Annotated in this window: 21 protein-coding genes and 1 tRNA gene; 21 read left to right on the top strand and 1 reads right to left on the bottom strand. The window is 62.5% G+C overall.

Going from position 1 to position 16,317, the window contains the following annotated elements:
• The first annotated feature begins 34 nt into the window (after window positions 1–34).
• The 14 genes from hisD to tatC all read left to right on the top strand — a co-directional run bounded on the left by hisD (window position 35) and on the right by tatC (window position 9,551).
• Window positions 35–1,357 carry a histidinol dehydrogenase gene (gene hisD, locus QCE69_RS13305; protein ID WP_309918744.1) on the top strand — a complete coding sequence of 441 codons (1,323 nt, stop codon included), beginning with the start codon at window positions 35–37 and terminating at the stop codon, window positions 1,355–1,357.
• Window positions 1,358–1,428: 71 nt separating this feature from the next.
• Window positions 1,429–2,511, top strand: coding sequence for a histidinol-phosphate transaminase (hisC, locus tag QCE69_RS13300; RefSeq protein ID WP_309931125.1), 1,083 nt, complete (start codon window positions 1,429–1,431; stop codon window positions 2,509–2,511).
• Between the two features lie 32 nt (window positions 2,512–2,543).
• Entirely contained in the window at window positions 2,544–3,131 is a 588-nt protein-coding gene (hisB, locus tag QCE69_RS13295; protein ID WP_309810210.1) for an imidazoleglycerol-phosphate dehydratase HisB, read from the top strand.
• A 39-nt stretch (window positions 3,132–3,170) separates the two neighbouring features.
• On the top strand, window positions 3,171–3,791 hold the full coding sequence (locus QCE69_RS13290) for an NAAT family transporter (protein WP_309810208.1): 621 nt from the start codon (window positions 3,171–3,173) through the stop codon (window positions 3,789–3,791).
• Window positions 3,788–4,429: an imidazole glycerol phosphate synthase subunit HisH gene (gene hisH, locus QCE69_RS13285; protein WP_309931123.1), complete on the top strand. Its 642-nt coding sequence runs from the start codon at window positions 3,788–3,790 to the stop codon at window positions 4,427–4,429. Before QCE69_RS13290 ends, hisH begins: the two co-directional genes overlap by 4 nt.
• A 157-nt stretch (window positions 4,430–4,586) precedes the next feature.
• Complete coding sequence (gene hisA / locus QCE69_RS13280) at window positions 4,587–5,339, top strand: 1-(5-phosphoribosyl)-5-[(5-phosphoribosylamino)methylideneamino]imidazole-4-carboxamide isomerase (RefSeq protein WP_309810203.1); 753 nt, start codon at window positions 4,587–4,589, stop codon at window positions 5,337–5,339.
• An 84-nt stretch (window positions 5,340–5,423) separates the two neighbouring features.
• Window positions 5,424–6,197, top strand: a complete 774-nt coding sequence (gene hisF / locus QCE69_RS13275) for an imidazole glycerol phosphate synthase subunit HisF (protein ID WP_309810200.1) — start codon at window positions 5,424–5,426, stop codon at window positions 6,195–6,197.
• A 3-nt stretch (window positions 6,198–6,200) separates the two neighbouring features.
• Complete coding sequence (hisI, locus tag QCE69_RS13270) at window positions 6,201–6,605, top strand: phosphoribosyl-AMP cyclohydrolase (protein WP_309810197.1); 405 nt, start codon at window positions 6,201–6,203, stop codon at window positions 6,603–6,605.
• Window positions 6,602–6,970 (top strand): phosphoribosyl-ATP diphosphatase, encoded by a 369-nt coding sequence (locus QCE69_RS13265; RefSeq protein ID WP_309810192.1) that lies wholly within the window; start codon window positions 6,602–6,604, stop codon window positions 6,968–6,970. Before hisI ends, QCE69_RS13265 begins: the two co-directional genes overlap by 4 nt.
• A 34-nt stretch (window positions 6,971–7,004) precedes the next feature.
• Window positions 7,005–7,388, top strand: a complete 384-nt coding sequence (locus tag QCE69_RS13260; RefSeq protein WP_309810190.1) for a hypothetical protein — start codon at window positions 7,005–7,007, stop codon at window positions 7,386–7,388.
• A gap of 14 nt (window positions 7,389–7,402) precedes the next feature.
• Window positions 7,403–7,765 (top strand): histidine triad nucleotide-binding protein, encoded by a 363-nt coding sequence (locus QCE69_RS13255; RefSeq protein ID WP_309918737.1) that lies wholly within the window; start codon window positions 7,403–7,405, stop codon window positions 7,763–7,765.
• 155 nt (window positions 7,766–7,920) lie between these two features.
• Window positions 7,921–8,157 carry a Sec-independent protein translocase subunit TatA gene (gene tatA, locus QCE69_RS13250; protein ID WP_309918734.1) on the top strand — a complete coding sequence of 79 codons (237 nt, stop codon included), beginning with the start codon at window positions 7,921–7,923 and terminating at the stop codon, window positions 8,155–8,157.
• Window positions 8,158–8,193: 36 nt separating this feature from the next.
• Window positions 8,194–8,733, top strand: a complete 540-nt coding sequence (gene tatB / locus QCE69_RS13245) for a Sec-independent protein translocase protein TatB (RefSeq protein WP_309931120.1) — start codon at window positions 8,194–8,196, stop codon at window positions 8,731–8,733.
• 41 nt (window positions 8,734–8,774) lie between these two features.
• A complete protein-coding gene (tatC, locus tag QCE69_RS13240; RefSeq protein WP_309918725.1) occupies window positions 8,775–9,551 on the top strand; it encodes a twin-arginine translocase subunit TatC in 777 nt (258 codons plus the stop codon).
• Between the two features lie 104 nt (window positions 9,552–9,655).
• Here tatC and QCE69_RS13235 read toward each other — a convergent pair whose 3' ends face one another.
• Window positions 9,656–10,882, bottom strand: a complete 1,227-nt coding sequence (locus tag QCE69_RS13235) for a Do family serine endopeptidase (RefSeq protein ID WP_309810178.1) — start codon at window positions 10,880–10,882, stop codon at window positions 9,656–9,658.
• A 20-nt stretch (window positions 10,883–10,902) separates the two neighbouring features.
• Here QCE69_RS13235 and QCE69_RS13230 point away from each other — a divergent pair, with 20 nt between their 5' ends.
• From QCE69_RS13230 to QCE69_RS13200, 7 genes are all read left to right on the top strand, one after another.
• Window positions 10,903–11,649 carry a Nif3-like dinuclear metal center hexameric protein gene (locus QCE69_RS13230; protein WP_309810175.1) on the top strand — a complete coding sequence of 249 codons (747 nt, stop codon included), beginning with the start codon at window positions 10,903–10,905 and terminating at the stop codon, window positions 11,647–11,649.
• A 226-nt stretch (window positions 11,650–11,875) separates the two neighbouring features.
• Window positions 11,876–12,496 carry a ubiquinol-cytochrome c reductase iron-sulfur subunit gene (gene petA, locus QCE69_RS13225; protein WP_309833512.1) on the top strand — a complete coding sequence of 207 codons (621 nt, stop codon included), beginning with the start codon at window positions 11,876–11,878 and terminating at the stop codon, window positions 12,494–12,496.
• Entirely contained in the window at window positions 12,497–13,879 is a 1,383-nt protein-coding gene (locus tag QCE69_RS13220; protein WP_309810173.1) for a cytochrome bc complex cytochrome b subunit, read from the top strand.
• Between the two features lie 23 nt (window positions 13,880–13,902).
• Window positions 13,903–14,661 (top strand): cytochrome c1, encoded by a 759-nt coding sequence (locus QCE69_RS13215; protein ID WP_309918722.1) that lies wholly within the window; start codon window positions 13,903–13,905, stop codon window positions 14,659–14,661.
• A 92-nt stretch (window positions 14,662–14,753) separates the two neighbouring features.
• The gene (locus QCE69_RS13210; RefSeq protein WP_008344155.1) at window positions 14,754–15,365 is read left to right on the top strand and encodes a glutathione S-transferase N-terminal domain-containing protein; all 612 of its coding nucleotides are present in this window, start codon (window positions 14,754–14,756) and stop codon (window positions 15,363–15,365) included.
• 66 nt (window positions 15,366–15,431) lie between these two features.
• On the top strand, window positions 15,432–15,929 hold the full coding sequence (locus QCE69_RS13205; RefSeq protein ID WP_309918717.1) for a ClpXP protease specificity-enhancing factor: 498 nt from the start codon (window positions 15,432–15,434) through the stop codon (window positions 15,927–15,929).
• 18 nt (window positions 15,930–15,947) lie between these two features.
• Window positions 15,948–16,023, top strand: a tRNA-Thr gene (locus QCE69_RS13200).
• The last annotated feature ends 294 nt before the right edge of the window (window positions 16,024–16,317 follow it).

Here is a 16,317-nt window from a genome sequence, read left to right as displayed (position 1 = left end):
GCGCGGCGCGCCATCAGCAAAACGGAAAACCGGCATGTCCATCAAGATTCGCAAACTCGATTCCAGCACCGACGGCTTCCAGCAGGCGCTGCGCGCGGTGCTCGCCTTCGAGGCCAGTGAAGACGAAGCGATCGAGCGCTCGGTCGCGCAGATCCTCGCCGATGTGAAGGCGCGCGGCGACGCAGCCGTGCTCGACTACACCAACAAGTTCGACCGCCTGAAGGCGGACAGCGTGGCTGCGCTCGAACTGCCGTTCGCCGAGATGGAAGCCGCGCTCGAAGGACTCGAACCGAAGCGTCGCGCGGCGCTCGAAGCGGCGGCGGCGCGCGTGCGCGGCTATCACGAGAAGCAGCGCATCGAGTGCGGCAGCCATAGCTGGCAATACACGGAAGCCGACGGCACCGTGCTCGGCCAGAAGGTCACGCCGCTCGACCGCGCGGGCATCTACGTGCCGGGCGGCAAGGCGGCGTATCCGTCGTCGGTGCTGATGAACGCGATTCCGGCGCGCGTCGCAGGCGTGAAGGAAATCGTCATGGTCGTGCCGACGCCCGACGGCGTGAAGAATCCGCTAGTGCTCGCGGCGGCGCTGCTGGGCGGCGTGGACCGCGTGTTCACGATCGGCGGCGCGCAGGCCGTGGCCGCGCTCGCCTACGGCACGAAGACCGTGCCGGCCGTCGACAAGATCTGCGGCCCGGGCAATGCCTACGTGGCGTCGGCGAAGCGGCGCGTGTTCGGCACGGTCGGCATCGACATGATCGCGGGACCGTCCGAAATTCTCGTGATCTGCGACGCCACCACGGACCCGCGCTGGGTCGCGATGGACCTGTTCTCGCAAGCCGAGCACGACGAACTCGCGCAATCCATCCTGCTGTGCCCGGACGAGGCGTTCATCCGGCGCGTCGAGGAAGCGATCATCGAACTGCTGCCGGCGATGCCGCGCCGCGACGTCATCCTGCGTTCGCTGGAAGACCGTGGCGCGCTCATCAAGGTGAAGGACATGGCCGAAGCGTGCGCGATCGCCAACGACATCGCGCCGGAACACCTGGAAATCTCCGCGCTCGATCCGCATCAATGGGCCGCGCAGATCCACAACGCGGGCGCGATGTTCCTCGGCCGCTACACGAGTGAGAGCCTGGGCGACTATTGCGCCGGACCGAATCACGTGTTGCCCACCTCGCGCACGGCGCGCTTCTCGTCGCCGCTCGGCGTGTACGACTTCATGAAGCGTTCGAGCGTGATCGAAGTGAGCGCGGACGGTGCGCAGACGCTCGGCGAGATCGCGGCGGAACTGGCTTACGGCGAAGGCTTGCAGGCGCATGCGCGCAGCGCGGAATACCGGATGAAGAACGTCGGCTGAACGAGGCCGGCCCACTGAACGAGGCAACCTGAGAGTTGCCGTCTGACCGGCGAGAGAGACGCTGGAACAACATGACCACAGCACAAGACATCATTCGTCCCGACGTCCTCGCGATGGCGAGCTATCCGGTGCCCGACGCCACGGGCCTCATCAAGCTCGACGCGATGGAGAATCCCTGGACGCTGCCGGAGAGTCTCGCGAAGGCGCTGGGCGAGCATCTCGCCGGCGTCGCGCTGAACCGCTATCCGGCGCCGCGTCCCGCCGAACTGCTCGCGAAGATCAAGCGCACGATGCAGGTGCCCGATGCCTGCGACGTGCTGCTCGGCAACGGTTCGGACGAACTCATCAGCATGATGTCGGTGGCATGCTCGAAGCCGGGCGCGAAGATCGTCGCGCCGGTGCCGGGCTTCGTCATGTACGAGATGTCGGCGAAGTTCGCGCATCTCGACTTCATCGGCGTGCCGCTGAAGGCGGACTTCACGCTGGACATCGATGCGCTGATCGCCGCCATCGAAACGCACACGCCCGCGCTGGTGTATCTCGCGTACCCGAACAATCCGACCGGCACGCTCTACGACGACGCCGACATCGAGCGCGTCATCGCCGCGGCGAGCCGGAGTCTCGTCGTGATCGACGAGGCGTATCAGCCGTTCGCGGAAAAGAGCTGGATGCCGCGCGCGGCGGAGTTCGACAACGTGGTCGTGATGCGCACCGTATCGAAGCTGGGGCTCGCGGGCATCCGGCTGGGCTACATGGCGGCGCGTCCCGGCTGGATCATGCAGTTCGACAAGGTGCGCCCGCCATACAACATCAACGTGCTGACGCAGGCGACCGCCGCCTTCCTGCTCGATCACCTCGACGTGCTCGACGCCCAGGCCGCCGAGTTGCGCCGCCAGCGCACGCAGCTCGCGGCGGAAGTCGCGGCCTTGCCCGGCATGACGGTTTTTCCGAGCGCCGGCAACTTCCTGCTGGTGCGCGTGCCGGATGCCGCGGTGGCTTTCGAAACCCTTTTGACTTCGCGGGTTTTGATCAAAAACGTGGGTAAAATGCACCCATTGCTGGCAAATTGCGTGCGTTTGACGGTCGGAACGGCTGAAGAGAACGCGCACATGGTCGCGGCGCTGAAAAAGCTCGCACCGCTCGCCCCAAACTAACCCCCACATTCGATCAGTCTCAAGGAATCACCATGCGCATTGCGGAAGTCGTTCGCAACACCAGCGAAACGCAGATCCGTGTGAAGCTCGATCTGGACGGCACCGGCAAGCAGAAGCTCGCCACCGGCGTCCCGTTTCTCGATCACATGCTCGACCAGATTGCCCGTCACGGGCTCATCGATCTCGACATCGAAGCGCATGGCGACCTCCATATCGACGACCATCACACGGTGGAAGACACCGGCATCACGCTCGGGCAGGCGGTGGCGAAGGCCATCGGCGACCGCAAGGGCATTCGCCGCTACGGTCATTCGTACGTGCCGCTGGACGAGGCGCTGTCGCGCGTCGTCATCGACTTCTCCGGCCGGCCGGGTCTCGAGTTCCATGTGCCGTTCACGCGCGCGCGCATCGGCACCTTCGACGTCGATCTCACCATCGAATTCTTCCGCGGCTTCGTGAATCACGCGGGCGTCACGCTGCATATCGACAACCTGCGCGGCCTCAACACGCACCATCAGGTCGAGACCGTCTTCAAGGCCTTCGGCCGCGCGCTGCGCATGGCCGTGGAACTGGACGAACGCGCGGCGGGGCAGATTCCGTCGACCAAGGGCAGTCTCTAAGCGATCACGCTGTCCGGGAGCGCGCGTGCCGCGACCACGATGGATCTGTTCAAGTCGTTCATCTCGTTGCTCGCGCTGATCAATCCGATCGGCGCGATCCCGTTTTTTCTCAGCCTGACCTCGCAGCAATCCGATATCGAGCGGCGCAATACCATCCGCGTCGCGTCCATTTCGGTGTTCTGCGTGATCGGGGTGACGGCGCTGCTCGGTCAGCAGATCATCGCGTTCTTCGGCATCTCGGTGGGCTCGTTCGAAGTGGGCGGCGGCATCATCATGCTGCTCATGGCGATCAGCATGTTGAACGCGCAGGTCGGCAACGCGCGCTCCACGCCGGAAGAACGCATGGAAGCCGAGGAACGCAACAGCATCGCGGTCGTGCCGCTCGCCATTCCGCTTCTCACCGGCCCCGGCTCGATCAGCACGGTGATCGTCTATGCTGCCAATGCGCAGCACTGGTACGACCGCTTCGGACTGGTCCTGCTGGGCGCGATCATCGCGGGGCTGTGCTTCGGCGCGCTGAATCTCGCGGAGCCCATTGCGCGCTGGGTCGGACGCACCGGAATCAATATCGGGACGCGTCTCATGGGTTTGATGTTGTCCGCGCTGGCGGTGGAGTTCATCGTCAACGGTCTGAAGGCTCTGATGCCATCTTTGAAATGAAAACTTCGATTGCGATTGTTGATTACGGAATGGGCAACCTGCGCTCGGTCTACCAGGCGCTGAAGAAGGCGGCTCCCGAAGCGGAGGTGGCGATCGTCGCCCAGCCGGAAGGCATTCGCACGGCGGATCGCGTGGTGCTGCCGGGGCAGGGCGCGATGCGCGACTGCATGGCGCATCTGGGCGAATCCGGCTTGCAGGACGCGGTGCTGCAGGCGGCGCGCGAAAAGCCGATGCTCGGCGTGTGCGTCGGCGAGCAGATGCTGTTCGACTGGAGCGAGGAAGGCAACACGAAAGGCCTCGGCCTGCTGCCGGGCAAGGTCGTGCGCTTCCAGCTGGACGGCCAGCTGCAGGACGACGGCTCGCGCTTCAAGGTGCCGCAGATGGGCTGGAACCGCGTGCGCCAGACGCAGCGGCATCCGCTGTGGGACGGCGTCGCGGACGGCGCGTTCTTCTATTTCGTGCACAGCTACCACGTGGTGCCGGCGAATCCGGCGCATACGTCGGGCGAAACGGTCTACGGCGCCGCGTTCACGTCGGCAGTGGCGCGCGACAACCTCTTCGCCACCCAGTTTCACCCCGAGAAGAGCGCGGAGGCGGGCTTGCGCGTGTATCGGAACTTCGTTCACTGGAACCCGTAAAACCGTGCATACGCTTGCGTTTGCACGTATTGCTACGGGCGCATGACCGCTGCAAGACTTGTACTACACTAGCGAGACGGCGCGCGGGGCAGGCCTCCGCAAGGGCACCGGCCCGGCGCCGTTTTGATCAACTCCACCCAGAAGATACGCGATACCTATGCTGCTCATTCCGGCCATCGATCTCAAGGACGGTCAGTGCGTGCGCCTCAAGCAGGGCGATATGGACCAGGCGACCATTTTTTCAGAAGATCCAGCGGCCATGGCCCGACATTGGGTCGATCGCGGCGCACGGCGGCTTCATCTCGTCGATCTGAACGGCGCATTCGCAGGCAAGCCGCGCAACGGCGACGCGATCCGCGCCATCGTCGATGAAGTCGGCGGCCAGATCCCCGTGCAGCTGGGCGGCGGCATCCGCGATCTCGAGACCATCGAGCGCTATCTGGACGACGGCCTCGCCTATGTGATCATCGGCACGGCGGCGGTGAAGAATCCGGGTTTCCTGCGCGATGCCTGCAGCGCGTTCGGCGGACATATCATCGTCGGGCTCGACGCCAAGGACGGCAAGGTCGCCACCGACGGCTGGAGCAAGCTGACCGGTCACGAAGTCGTCGATCTCGCGCGCAAGTTCGAGGACTACGGCTGCGAGTCGATCATCTACACCGACATCGGCCGTGACGGCATGCTTCAGGGCATCAACATCGACGCCACCGTGCGGCTCGCGCAGTCGGTCAAGATTCCGGTGATCGCGAGCGGCGGCCTGTCGAACCTGGCGGACATCGAATCGCTCTGCGAGGTCGAGTCGGAAGGCATCGAAGGCGTGATCTGCGGCCGCGCGATCTACTCCGGCGACCTCGACTTCCAGTCGGCCCAGACGCGCGCCGACGCGCTGCGCGAGGCCGACGGCGCCTGACGCCGTTGCAGCGCGGACATGTTGAGAAGCGCATCGGGCGGCGCGAGCCGCCCTCACTTCGTACCGAACCAGTAGTGGCAGAACATGGCTCTCGCTAAACGCATCATTCCCTGTCTCGACGTGACCGCGGGCCGCGTCGTGAAGGGCGTCAACTTCGTCGAGCTGCGCGACGCCGGCGATCCCGTCGAAATCGCGCGCCGCTATGACGACCAGGGCGCCGACGAACTCACCTTCCTCGACATCACCGCCACCTCGGACCAGCGCGACCTGATCCTGCCGATCATCGAGGCCGTCGCGTCCCAGGTGTTCATTCCGCTGACCGTCGGCGGCGGCGTGCGCGCCGTGGAAGATGTGCGGCGCCTGCTCAATGCCGGCGCGGACAAGATCAGCATGAACTCGTCGGCGGTCGCGAACCCGCAGCTCGTGCGCGACGCCTCGGACAAGCACGGCTCGCAATGCATCGTGGTCGCCATCGACGCCAAGCGTGTGTCGGCGGACGGCGAACCGTCGCGCTGGGAAGTCTTCACGCACGGCGGCCGCAAGGCGACCGGCATCGACGCGATCGAATGGGCGCGCAAGATGGCCGAGTTCGGCGCGGGCGAAATTCTCCTGACCAGCATGGACCGCGACGGCACCAAGTCCGGCTTCGATCTCGCCCTGACGCGCGCCGTCTCGGACGCGGTGCCGGTGCCGGTGATCGCGTCGGGCGGCGTGGGTTCGCTCCAGCATCTCGCGGACGGCGTCGTGCAAGGTCATGCGGACGCCGTGCTGGCCGCCAGCATCTTCCACTACGGCGAGCACACGGTCGGCGAAGCGAAGCGCTTCATGGCCGGGCAGGGCATCGCGGTGAGGACCTGAAGCATGACTGACAACGCCAGCTGGCTCGACCACGTCAAGTGGGACGCGAACGGCCTCGTGCCGGTGATCGCGCAGGAAGCCTCGACCAACGACGTGCTGATGTTCGCGTGGATGAACCGCGAGGCGCTCGCGAAGACCATCGAACTCAAGCGCGCGGTGTATTTCTCGCGCTCGCGCCAGCGCCTGTGGTTCAAGGGCGAGGAATCCGGACACGTGCAGCATGTCCACGACGTGCGGCTCGATTGCGACGAAGACGTCGTGCTGCTCAAGGTCGAGCAGGTGTCGGGCATTGCGTGCCACACCGGCCGCCATTCCTGTTTTTTCCAGAAATTCGAAGGCACGGCGGACAGCGGCGAGTGGGTTGCCGTCGAGCCCGTGCTGAAAGACCCCGAACGCATCTACAAATGACGCAAGCCACCACGCTGGACACGTTGTTGCGCCTTGCCGCCGTCATCGACGGCCGCAAGGGCGGCGATCCGGAACAATCCTACGTTTCGCGACTCTTTCACAAAGGTGACGACGCGGTCCTGAAGAAGATCGGCGAGGAAGCGACGGAAGTCGTGCTCGCCGCGAAGGACGCGCGACATGGCGGCGCGCCGAAGGCGCTTGTCAGCGAAGTCGCCGATTTGTGGTTTCATTGTCTCGTGATGCTGTCGCACTTCGACTTGAGCCCTGCCGACGTGATCGCGGAACTGGAGCGGCGCGAAGGTTTGTCGGGAATCGAGGAGAAGGCGCTGCGCAAGTCGCGCGAGCGCGAGCAGAACGGCGGCTGACGAGCTTTTCGCCTAGATGCGAAGGAGGGCAAGCATGAACCGGCCTTATGAACCGTATCCGCCGCCTGTCGTGCAGGATTCGAGCGATCCGCGCAACATGCGCACCTTCACCCATGTGCTGTATGCGCTGTACGCCGTCTACTGGCTGACGGGCGGGCTGACCGGCCTGATCGCCATCATTCTCAACTACATCAAGCGCGGCGACGCCGCCGGCACGCCGTACGAAGATCACTTCACCTGGCAGATCCGCACGTTCTGGTGGGCGCTGCTCGGCCATGTGATCGGACTCGTGACGATCTGGATCGGCGTCGGCTTCCTGATTCTTGCCGCGGTCAGCATCTGGACGCTTTACCGCGTCGTCAAGGGCTGGCTGTTTCTCTACGAAAACAAGACGATCGAACCGCGTGCGTGGTTCTGATCCACGGAACATTCATGAGCCAAGACAACTGCATCTTCTGCAAGATTGCTTCGGGCCAGTTGCCGAGCACGAAAGTCTACGAAGACGATGAATTCGTTGCCTTCAACGACATCAATCCGGCGGCGCCGGTGCACGTGCTGGTGATTCCGCGGAAACATATCGAGACACTTTCGCACTGCACGGAAAGCGATAGTCCGCTGCTTGGTAGAATGGTGAGCCTCGTCGGACGGCTGGCGAAGGAACTGGGCGTGGCCTACACGGGCGGCGAAACCGGCTTTCGCACGGTCATCAATACCGGGCCGGGGGGCGGTCAGGAGGTGTATCACATTCATGCGCATCTGCTGGCGGGCGACCGTCCGTGGCGCCGGATGGGATAAAACTGAAAGGTTTGTTGGCTTTCTCCTTTCCAATGAAATATTGGGCGAGCAAAATCGATAATTGATGCAGAGGCGACCTGTCTCGGCACGGGCTGAAAGGCCGACCTTCCGTCGCGGAATCCCAATCGGGGCGGAATTACGGAGAGTTTTCATTCATGGGTTCGTTGAGCATTTGGCATTGGTTGATCGTTCTGTTGATCGTGGCGCTGGTCTTCGGCACGAAGAAGCTGCGTAACATCGGCGGCGATCTGGGCGGCGCGGTGAAGGGCTTCAAGGAAGGCATGCGCGAGAATGAAACGGCTGCCACTCCGGCCGACCAGCGCGAACTGCCGCGTAACGGCGCGGTGGACGTCGAAGCGAAGGACAAGTCCCGTTCGGGCGACTACCGTTAATCCGTCCGCCGACCGCAACTCTTCACAGCTCGTTCAATGCTCGATCTCGGTCTGACAAAAATGGCGGTCATCGGCGTCGTGGCGCTGGTGGTCCTCGGGCCGGAGCGCCTGCCCGGCGTGGCCCGCACGGCGGGCGCGCTGTTCGGGCGCGCGCAACGCTACATCAACGACGTCAAGTCGGAAGTCGTGCGCGAGATGGAGCTCGACGAACTCAAGAAGATGCGCACCGAGTTCGAGACGGCGGCGTCCAACGTCGAAACGTCGATCCACGAGAATCTGAAGCGCCACGAAACCGAACTCAACGACGCGTGGAATCAGGGCACGTCGGTCGCGCCGAACATCGCGGGCGGTGCCGATGAAGCGGTGGACATGGCGTCGGCTGGATCGGACAAGCCCTGGGCGCAGTCGTCGTCCACTTCGGGCACGGCGAAGCGCAAGAACTGGCGCGTCAAGCAGGGCGCAATCCCCAACTGGTACAAACGCACCACCGTGCATCGCACGCGCGTGCAATCGGGCGCGGCGCGCGTTGCCCGCCATACGCCGGCCACCCTGCGCCGGCCGACGAAGTTCTTCTGAGAGCCGCACTTCCTTCACCGATGACTCCAACCGAGGGCGGCGTGAGCGACCCGCAAGAAACAAAGCAAGAGCCCGTCGAAGAGACGTTCATTTCCCATCTCGTCGAACTGCGTGACCGCATCATTCGTGCGGGCGCGTCGGTCATCGTCGTGTTCATCGGGCTGGTGTACTGGGCGCCGGACATTTTCCGGCTGCTGGCGCGCCCGCTGATGCAGAACCTGCCGCGCGACGGCAAGATGATCGTCACCGACGTCACCGGCTCGTTCTTCGTGCCGATGAAGGTGACCATGCTCGTCGCCTTCGTCATTGCGCTGCCGTTCGTGCTGTACCAGATCTGGGCGTTCGTCGCGCCGGGTCTATACCAGCACGAGAAGAAGCTGGTCGCGCCGCTCGTGTTCAGCAGCTATTCGCTGTTTCTGTGCGGCATGGCGTTCGCCTATTTCGTCGTGTTCCCGACCATCTTCCGCGTGATGGCGCATTACAACGCGCCGCTCGGCGCGGAAATGACGACGGATATCGACAACTATCTGAGCTTCGTGCTGACCATGTTCCTTGCGTTCGGCGTGACTTTCGAGGTGCCGATCGTCGTGGTGCTGCTCGCGCGCATGGGCGTCGTGTCCATTCAGAAGCTCAAGCAGATCCGCCCTTACGTGATCGTCGGCGCGTTCGTCATTTCGGCGGTGGTCACACCGCCCGACGTGTTCTCGCAACTGATCCTCGCCATTCCGCTGGTGATTCTCTATGAGGCCGGCATCATCGCGGCGCGGATGGTGATCGGCAAGGATGGCGTCAAGAAGGACGAAGCGGCAACGGAATAGCCGAACGGGTGCGGCCGATTGTCGCGCCCCACGCGCTCATGCAAATAAAAAGGCAGCTTCGAGTCATCGAAGCTGCCTTTTTCGCTATTCAGACGCGGCGCCTCTTACTCGTCGTTCTGATCGCCCTGGTCGCCCTGATCGTCTTCCGGCATCTGCGGCGCGCGCGGCGGCGCGGGGCGCTTGCCGATCATCACGTTGACGTCGAGCTCCTTGTTCTTGCGCATCAGGTGAACCTTCACCGAGGTGCCCGGCTTGATCTGTGCAACGACGTTGAGCAGGCGCGTGGTGTCGGTGATCGTGTCGTCGTTGATGGACACGAGGATGTCGCCCGGCTTGATGCCGGCCTTGTCGGCCGGGCCGCCTTGCAGCACGCCCGCAACGATCGCACCGGCCTTCTGGTCCAGCCCGAACGATTCGGCGATCTCCGGCGTCACATCCTGCGGCTCCACGCCGATCCAGCCGCGCGTCACGCTGCCCGTCGTGATGATGCTTTCGAGCACGCTGCGCGCAGTGGACACCGGAATCGCGAAGCCGATACCGAGCGAACCGCCGCTGCGCGAGTAGATGGCAGTATTGATGCCGAGCAGGTTGCCGTTGACGTCGACGAGCGCGCCGCCGGAATTGCCCGGGTTGATGGCCGCGTCGGTCTGGATGAAGTTCTCGAACGTGTTGATGCCGAGGTGATTGCGGCCGAGCGCGCTGACGATGCCCATCGTGACCGTCTGCCCGACGCCGAACGGATTGCCGATCGCCAGCACGACATCGCCGACGCGCGTCTGGTCCATGCGGCCGAGCGTGATGGACGGCAGGTTGGTCATGTTGATCTTCAGCACCGCCAGATCGGTCTCCGGATCGACGCCGATCACCTTTGCGCTGGACGTGCGGCCATCGGCGAGCGCAACCTCGATTTGATCTGCGCCGTCGACGACATGCTGGTTCGTTAGAATGTAACCTTCCGAGCTGACGATGACACCTGAGCCGAGATTCGACGCCGGCGGCTCGTCGCTCTTGCGCTTGTTCTTGTCACCGAAGAAATAGCGGAACAGCGGGTCTTTCGCGCGCGGGTCGGGCGGCAGGTTGCCGTCCTTGCTGGAGAACACGTTCACGACGGCCGGCATCGCCTTTTGCGCGCCTTCCGAATAGGACGATTGAACGGGGCGTGAGCCGATGCTCGGCGCCACTTCCTGCAACGCGACGATCGGCTCGGCAAGCTGCTTGCCGAACTGGCCCTGGCGCTGAAGCCACTGCGGTTTCAAGGTCGCAATGATGAACATCAGGGCCAAAAGCACGGTGACCGCTTGGGCAAAAAATAGCCAGAAGCGTCTAAGCATTTGAAGGGATAGAGGATTTCATGGATCGGATCGAACTCGAATTGTATCTGAACAATCTGCTGGAAATCGGCCGCTTCAAGGACTATTGCCCGAACGGTCTGCAGGTTGAAGGCACGCGCCGCGTGCAGAAGATCGCGACTGGCGTGACGGCCTCGCTGGCGTTCCTCGAGGCCGCGCTGGAATGGGGCGCCGACACCGTGCTCGTGCATCACGGCTACTTCTGGCGCAACGAGGCGCCGCAGATCACGGGGCGCAAGCATCGCAGACTGCGCACGCTGATCGCCAACGACGTCAACCTGTTCGCCTACCACCTGCCGCTCGATTCGCATCCGGAGTTCGGCAACAATGCGCAGATCGGTGCGCGGCTCGGGTTGATCGCGGACAACCGTTTCGCCGACCAGGACCTGGGCTGGATCGCGACGCTCGGGATGCCGCTCTCGCTCGAGCACTTCAGCGCGATGGTCGAGAATGCGCTCGGCCGCAAGCCGCTCGTATTCGGCGATGCGGACCGCGAACTGCGCCGCGTGGCATGGTGCACCGGCGGCGCGCAAGGCTATTTCGACGAAGCCATCGCGGCCGGCGCCGACGTGTATCTGAGCGGCGAAGTCTCCGAGCAGACCATGCACACGGCGGCGGAATCGGGCGTCGCGTATATCGGCGCGGGTCATCACGCCACCGAACGTTATGGCGTGCAGGCGCTGGGCGCACATCTCTCGGAGCAGTTCGATATCGAGCATCTTTTTATCGACATCGATAACCCGGTTTAATGCGCCATTAAGTCGCAGCATCGATTATTTCTGCTTGCAACCGCCTTAACAGCGTTAAAAGAATGCTTCACAAGATTGCGCGAAAAACGTGGGGAAAACCCTGAAGCATCAATTACTTCGAGTGATTTTTGCTAGTCAGCCCTTGTAAATGCCAAGTCCATTCGCGCACACTAACGGCGGAACACTGATGTGACGGTATAAATCCAACTCAGAAGTGGGGCGTGTGATGCGAGACAAGGATGAGAAACGCGTCGACGGCGGCCGCCGTACCTGGCTGATTGCGACGACCGTAGCAGGTGGTGTCGGAGGTGTGGCAACGCTCGTGCCCTTCGTGGGCTCGTTCGCTCCATCGGAGAAGGCCAAGGCGGCGGGCGCGCCCGTCGAGGTCGACATCAGCGGACTCAAGCCGGGCGAAATGATGACGGTTGCCTGGCGCGGCAAACCGGTGTGGATCCTCAACCGCACCGACGAGATGCTCGCGGACATCAAGAAGGCCGACAACGAAGTGGCCGACCCGAAGTCCAAGATGGAATTCTCGATGCCGTTGCCGGAGTACTGCAACAACGAGTATCGGTCCCGTGCCGATCGCAAGAACATTCTCGTGGCGGTCGCCGTGTGCACCCATCTGGGCTGCACGCCGACGCCGCGCTTCCAGGAAGGTGCCCAACCCAATCTCCCCGATAACTGGCCGGGCGGTTTCCTCTGCCCGTGTCACGGCTCCACGTATGACCTGGCGGGCCGCGTCTTCAAAAACAAGCCTGCGCCGCAGAACCTGGACATTCCCCCGTTCATGTTCACTTCCGCGACGCAACTCGTGATCGGCAAGGACGAAAAGGGAGAGGCGTAAATGGCGACCGCAGACAAGGAAGTGGAGACTACGGGCCTGATCGGCTGGATCGATCGCCGGTTTCCGCTGACCTCCACGTGGAAGAAGCACGTTTCCGAATACTACGCACCGAAGAACTTCAACTTCTGGTACTTCTTCGGCTCGCTTGCCATGCTGGTGCTGGTGAACCAGATCGTCACCGGCATCTTCCTGACGATGAACTACAAGCCCGATGCGACGCTCGCGTTCGCATCGGTCGAGTACATCATGCGCGAGGTGCCATGGGGCTGGCTCATCCGCTACATGCACTCGACGGGCGCCTCGATGTTCTTCGTCGTCGTCTACCTGCACATGTTCCGCGGGCTGATGTACGGCTCGTACCGCAAGCCGCGCGAACTCGTGTGGATTTTCGGCTGCGCCATCTTCCTGTGTCTCATGGCCGAGGCGTTCTTCGGCTATCTGCTGCCGTGGGGGCAGATGTCGTTCTGGGGCGCGCAGGTGATCGTGAACCTGTTCTCGGCGATTCCGTTCATCGGGCCGGACCTGTCGCTGTGGATTCGCGGCGATTACGTCGTCTCCGATGTCACGCTGAACCGCTTCTTCGCGTTCCACGTCATTGCAATTCCGCTGGTGCTGCTGGGTCTGGTGGTCGCGCATCTGGTCGCGCTGCATGAAGTGGGCTCGAACAATCCGGACGGCATCGAGATCAAGGCGAAGAAGGACGCGAACGGCATCCCGGTCGACGGCATTCCGTTCCACCCGTACTACTCCGTGCACGACTTCATGGGCGTGAGCGTATTCCTGCTGATTTTTGCGGCGATCATCTTCTTCGCGCCGGAAATGGGCGGGTATTTCCTCGAAGCGAACAACTTCGTGCCGGCCAATCCGTTGCAGACGCCGCCGGAAATCGCGCCGGTCTGGTATTTCACAGCTTTCTACGCGATGCTGCGCGCGACCACGGATCCGTTCAAGATCGTGCTGATGATCGTGATCGCGGTGCTTGGTTTGCTCGCGTTGCTGAAGGCGCGCGGCAAGTGGCGGCTGGGCCTGCCGGTGCTGGCGGTGCTCGTGCTGATCTTCATGGCGCTGACCGAATCGAAATTCTGGGGCGTGGTGGTGATGGGCGCGGCGGTGGTGTCGCTGTTCTTCCTGCCGTGGCTTGACCGCAGCCCGGTCAAGTCGATCCGTTACCGGCCGCTGTTCCACAAGGTGTTCTACGGGATCTTCGTGTTCGCCTTCCTGCTGCTGGGCTTTTTGGGAACGCGACCGCCATCGCCCGCCGCGACGCTGATCGCGCAGATCTGCGCGCTGATCTACTTCGCGTTTTTCCTCGGCATGCCGTTCTGGACGCCGCGCGGCAAATTCAAGACGCCGCCGGAGCGAGTGCACTACAAACCTCACTGAGCTCACGTCCGGAGACGAATACGATGAAAAAATGGCTCTCTACAATATCGATGATCGGTGCGGTGCTGTTTGCGTTCGGAACGGCGACGACGGTGCATGCCCAGGAAGGCGCGGTCCTGGATCGCGCGCCGGACAGTTCCGACAATCTTGCGTCCCTGCAGCATGGCGCCCAGATTTTTGTAAACTACTGCCTGAACTGCCATAGCGCGACGCTGATGCGGTACAACCGGCTGACCGACATCGGCCTCAGTGAGAAGCAAATTCAGGAAAATCTGCTCTTCACGACGGACAAAGTCGGCAATACCATGTCCATTGCGATGCGCCCGGAAGACGCGAAGGCGTGGCTCGGCGCGGCGCCGCCGGATTTGTCGGTGGAGGCGCGGGCGCGCGGCAAGGACTGGTTGTACACGTATCTGCGGAGCTTCTACCGTGATCCGACCCGGCCCACCGGCTGGAACAATCTCGTGTATGAGAACGTCGGCATGCCCCATGTGTTGTGGACGTTGCAGGGCATCCGGGACGCCAAGTTCGAGACCGACGTCGACGAGCACACTGGCGAAAAGGTAAGAAGATTCGTGGGTTACACTCAGGTTACACCGGGCGCCATGTCGTCCGTGGATTATGATTCTGCTGTAGCCGATCTCGTTTCGTACATGTCGTGGATGTCGGAACCTGCGCAGCAGACGCGCAAGCGGCTCGGCGTCTGGGTTCTGCTGTTCCTGGCGCTCTTGAGTTTCCTCGCGTGGCGCCTGAACGCGGCATACTGGAAAGATATCAAATAGCGCGCCTTCAACGGCGTGGGTCGGCGCGACGGCGTTTTCTGAGCAAAATGCCGCGGTCGGCCCTTCGAGTTTACTGAAGGAACTTTAAAAACATGATGGTTCTGTATTCCGGCACTACTTGCCCGTTCTCCCAGCGCTGCCGGCTGGTGTTGTTCGAAAAGGGCATGGATTTCGAGATTCGCGACGTTGACCTGTTCAACAAGCCGGAAGACATCGCGGTGATGAATCCGTATGGCCAGGTGCCGATTCTCGTCGAGCGGGACCTGATCCTGTACGAGTCGAATATCATCAATGAATACATCGACGAGCGTTTTCCGCATCCGCAGCTGATGCCCGCAGATCCTGTGCAGCGCGCACGGGCGCGGCTGTTCCTGCTCAATTTCGAGAAAGAGTTGTTCGTGCACGTCGGGACGCTCGAGAACGAGAAGGGCAAGGCGGCCGAGAAGAATCACGAGAAGGCGCGCAGTGCCATCCGCGACCGTCTCACGCAGCTCGCACCGATCTTCCTGAAGAACAAGTACATGCTGGGCGAAGAATTCTCGATGCTCGACGTGGCAATTGCACCGCTGTTGTGGCGTCTGGATCACTACGGCATCGAGCTGTCGAAGAATGCAGCGCCGTTGATGAAGTATGCCGAGCGGATCTTCAGCCGACCGGCTTATATTGAAGCGCTGACGCCTTCCGAAAAGGTGATGCGTCGCTAGTCTGAGAGCGTTGGGACGCGGCGGCGCGCACTTGTGCGGCGCGGCGCTCCCGGCGGAGGAAAGTTGATGCAAGAGATTTCCACCAAGCCTTATCTGCTGCGCGCGCTGTACGAATGGTGCACGGATAACGGGTTCACGCCACACATCGCGGTGCGGGTCGACGCGGCTACGCGCGTGCCGCGGCAGTTCGTCCGCAACGACGAGATCGTGTTGAACATCAGCTTCGAGGCGACGAGCCAGTTGCAGATGGGCAATGAATGGATCGAGTTCAGCGCGCGGTTCTCTGGCAAGTCGCACAAGATCGAAGTGCAGGTGGCGAATGTGCTCGCCATTTATGCACGAGAGAATGGGCAGGGCATGGCCTTCCCGGTCGAGCCGGCGGCGCATCCTGGCGCGGAACCGGTCGGTGCGCCGCTTGCGCCGCGTCCCGCCGAGCGCGCTCCTCGCCAGGTCGAGGAATCGCCGGGCGAGGCAGCCGATGCCGCGCGCGAAGAGCCGCAGTCCGGGCTCGGAGAAGACGCTTCGAAATCGGCTGTGAGGTCCCACCTCAAAGTCGTCAAATGAAGTAGAATCTCGTCCTTCGCCGGCTTAGCTCATCAGGTAGAGCGCTTGACTTGTAATCATGAGGTGGCGGGTTCGAGTCCTGCAGCCGGCACCAAGCTTGAGGTCGACGGGCCGTGTGAAGTCCACACGGCCCGTTTGCATCAAGTGAGGCGGATCGACGCAAAGCAGTTTTGGTCGATAAGGAAGTTTGAATTTCTTGTTGACAGACTTCAAAACGTTGTTCATAATCTCGTTTCTCTGCTGCTGATGCAGCGACGCAAGACGGAAGTGCAGTGGTTCTGTTCTGCGGTGTGCTCTTTAAAAACTAACAGCCGATAAGTGTGGGCGCTTGATGCGGGTGCGGCCGGTTCCTTGAATCGGTAATAGCAAAAGTATCAAGAGTCTCACA

The sequence above is a fragment of the Caballeronia sp. LZ032 genome, assembly GCF_031451315.1.
GTDB lineage: Bacteria > Pseudomonadota > Gammaproteobacteria > Burkholderiales > Burkholderiaceae > Caballeronia.
The sequence above is the reverse complement of the archived record's forward strand: the minus strand, read 5'-3'. Positions and strand labels throughout refer to the sequence as shown.

Excerpts from the sequence above, each read along its gene's own strand:
- hisD (WP_309918744.1), top strand. The coding sequence starts at position 35 with ATGTCCATCAAGATTCGCAAACTCGATTCCAGCACCGACGGCTTCCAG.
- hisC (WP_309931125.1), top strand. The coding sequence starts at position 1,429 with ATGACCACAGCACAAGACATCATTCGTCCCGACGTCCTCGCGATGGCG.
- hisB (WP_309810210.1), top strand. The coding sequence starts at position 2,544 with ATGCGCATTGCGGAAGTCGTTCGCAACACCAGCGAAACGCAGATCCGT.
- QCE69_RS13290 (WP_309810208.1), top strand. The coding sequence starts at position 3,171 with ATGGATCTGTTCAAGTCGTTCATCTCGTTGCTCGCGCTGATCAATCCG.
- hisH (WP_309931123.1), top strand. The coding sequence starts at position 3,788 with ATGAAAACTTCGATTGCGATTGTTGATTACGGAATGGGCAACCTGCGC.
- hisA (WP_309810203.1), top strand. The coding sequence starts at position 4,587 with ATGCTGCTCATTCCGGCCATCGATCTCAAGGACGGTCAGTGCGTGCGC.
- hisF (WP_309810200.1), top strand. The coding sequence starts at position 5,424 with ATGGCTCTCGCTAAACGCATCATTCCCTGTCTCGACGTGACCGCGGGC.
- hisI (WP_309810197.1), top strand. The coding sequence starts at position 6,201 with ATGACTGACAACGCCAGCTGGCTCGACCACGTCAAGTGGGACGCGAAC.
- QCE69_RS13265 (WP_309810192.1), top strand. The coding sequence starts at position 6,602 with ATGACGCAAGCCACCACGCTGGACACGTTGTTGCGCCTTGCCGCCGTC.
- QCE69_RS13260 (WP_309810190.1), top strand. The coding sequence starts at position 7,005 with ATGAACCGGCCTTATGAACCGTATCCGCCGCCTGTCGTGCAGGATTCG.
- QCE69_RS13255 (WP_309918737.1), top strand. The coding sequence starts at position 7,403 with ATGAGCCAAGACAACTGCATCTTCTGCAAGATTGCTTCGGGCCAGTTG.
- tatA (WP_309918734.1), top strand. The coding sequence starts at position 7,921 with ATGGGTTCGTTGAGCATTTGGCATTGGTTGATCGTTCTGTTGATCGTG.
- tatB (WP_309931120.1), top strand. The coding sequence starts at position 8,194 with ATGCTCGATCTCGGTCTGACAAAAATGGCGGTCATCGGCGTCGTGGCG.
- QCE69_RS13235 (WP_309810178.1), bottom strand. The coding sequence starts at position 10,882 with ATGCTTAGACGCTTCTGGCTATTTTTTGCCCAAGCGGTCACCGTGCTT.
- QCE69_RS13230 (WP_309810175.1), top strand. The coding sequence starts at position 10,903 with ATGGATCGGATCGAACTCGAATTGTATCTGAACAATCTGCTGGAAATC.
- petA (WP_309833512.1), top strand. The coding sequence starts at position 11,876 with ATGCGAGACAAGGATGAGAAACGCGTCGACGGCGGCCGCCGTACCTGG.
- QCE69_RS13220 (WP_309810173.1), top strand. The coding sequence starts at position 12,497 with ATGGCGACCGCAGACAAGGAAGTGGAGACTACGGGCCTGATCGGCTGG.
- QCE69_RS13215 (WP_309918722.1), top strand. The coding sequence starts at position 13,903 with ATGAAAAAATGGCTCTCTACAATATCGATGATCGGTGCGGTGCTGTTT.
- QCE69_RS13210 (WP_008344155.1), top strand. The coding sequence starts at position 14,754 with ATGATGGTTCTGTATTCCGGCACTACTTGCCCGTTCTCCCAGCGCTGC.
- QCE69_RS13205 (WP_309918717.1), top strand. The coding sequence starts at position 15,432 with ATGCAAGAGATTTCCACCAAGCCTTATCTGCTGCGCGCGCTGTACGAA.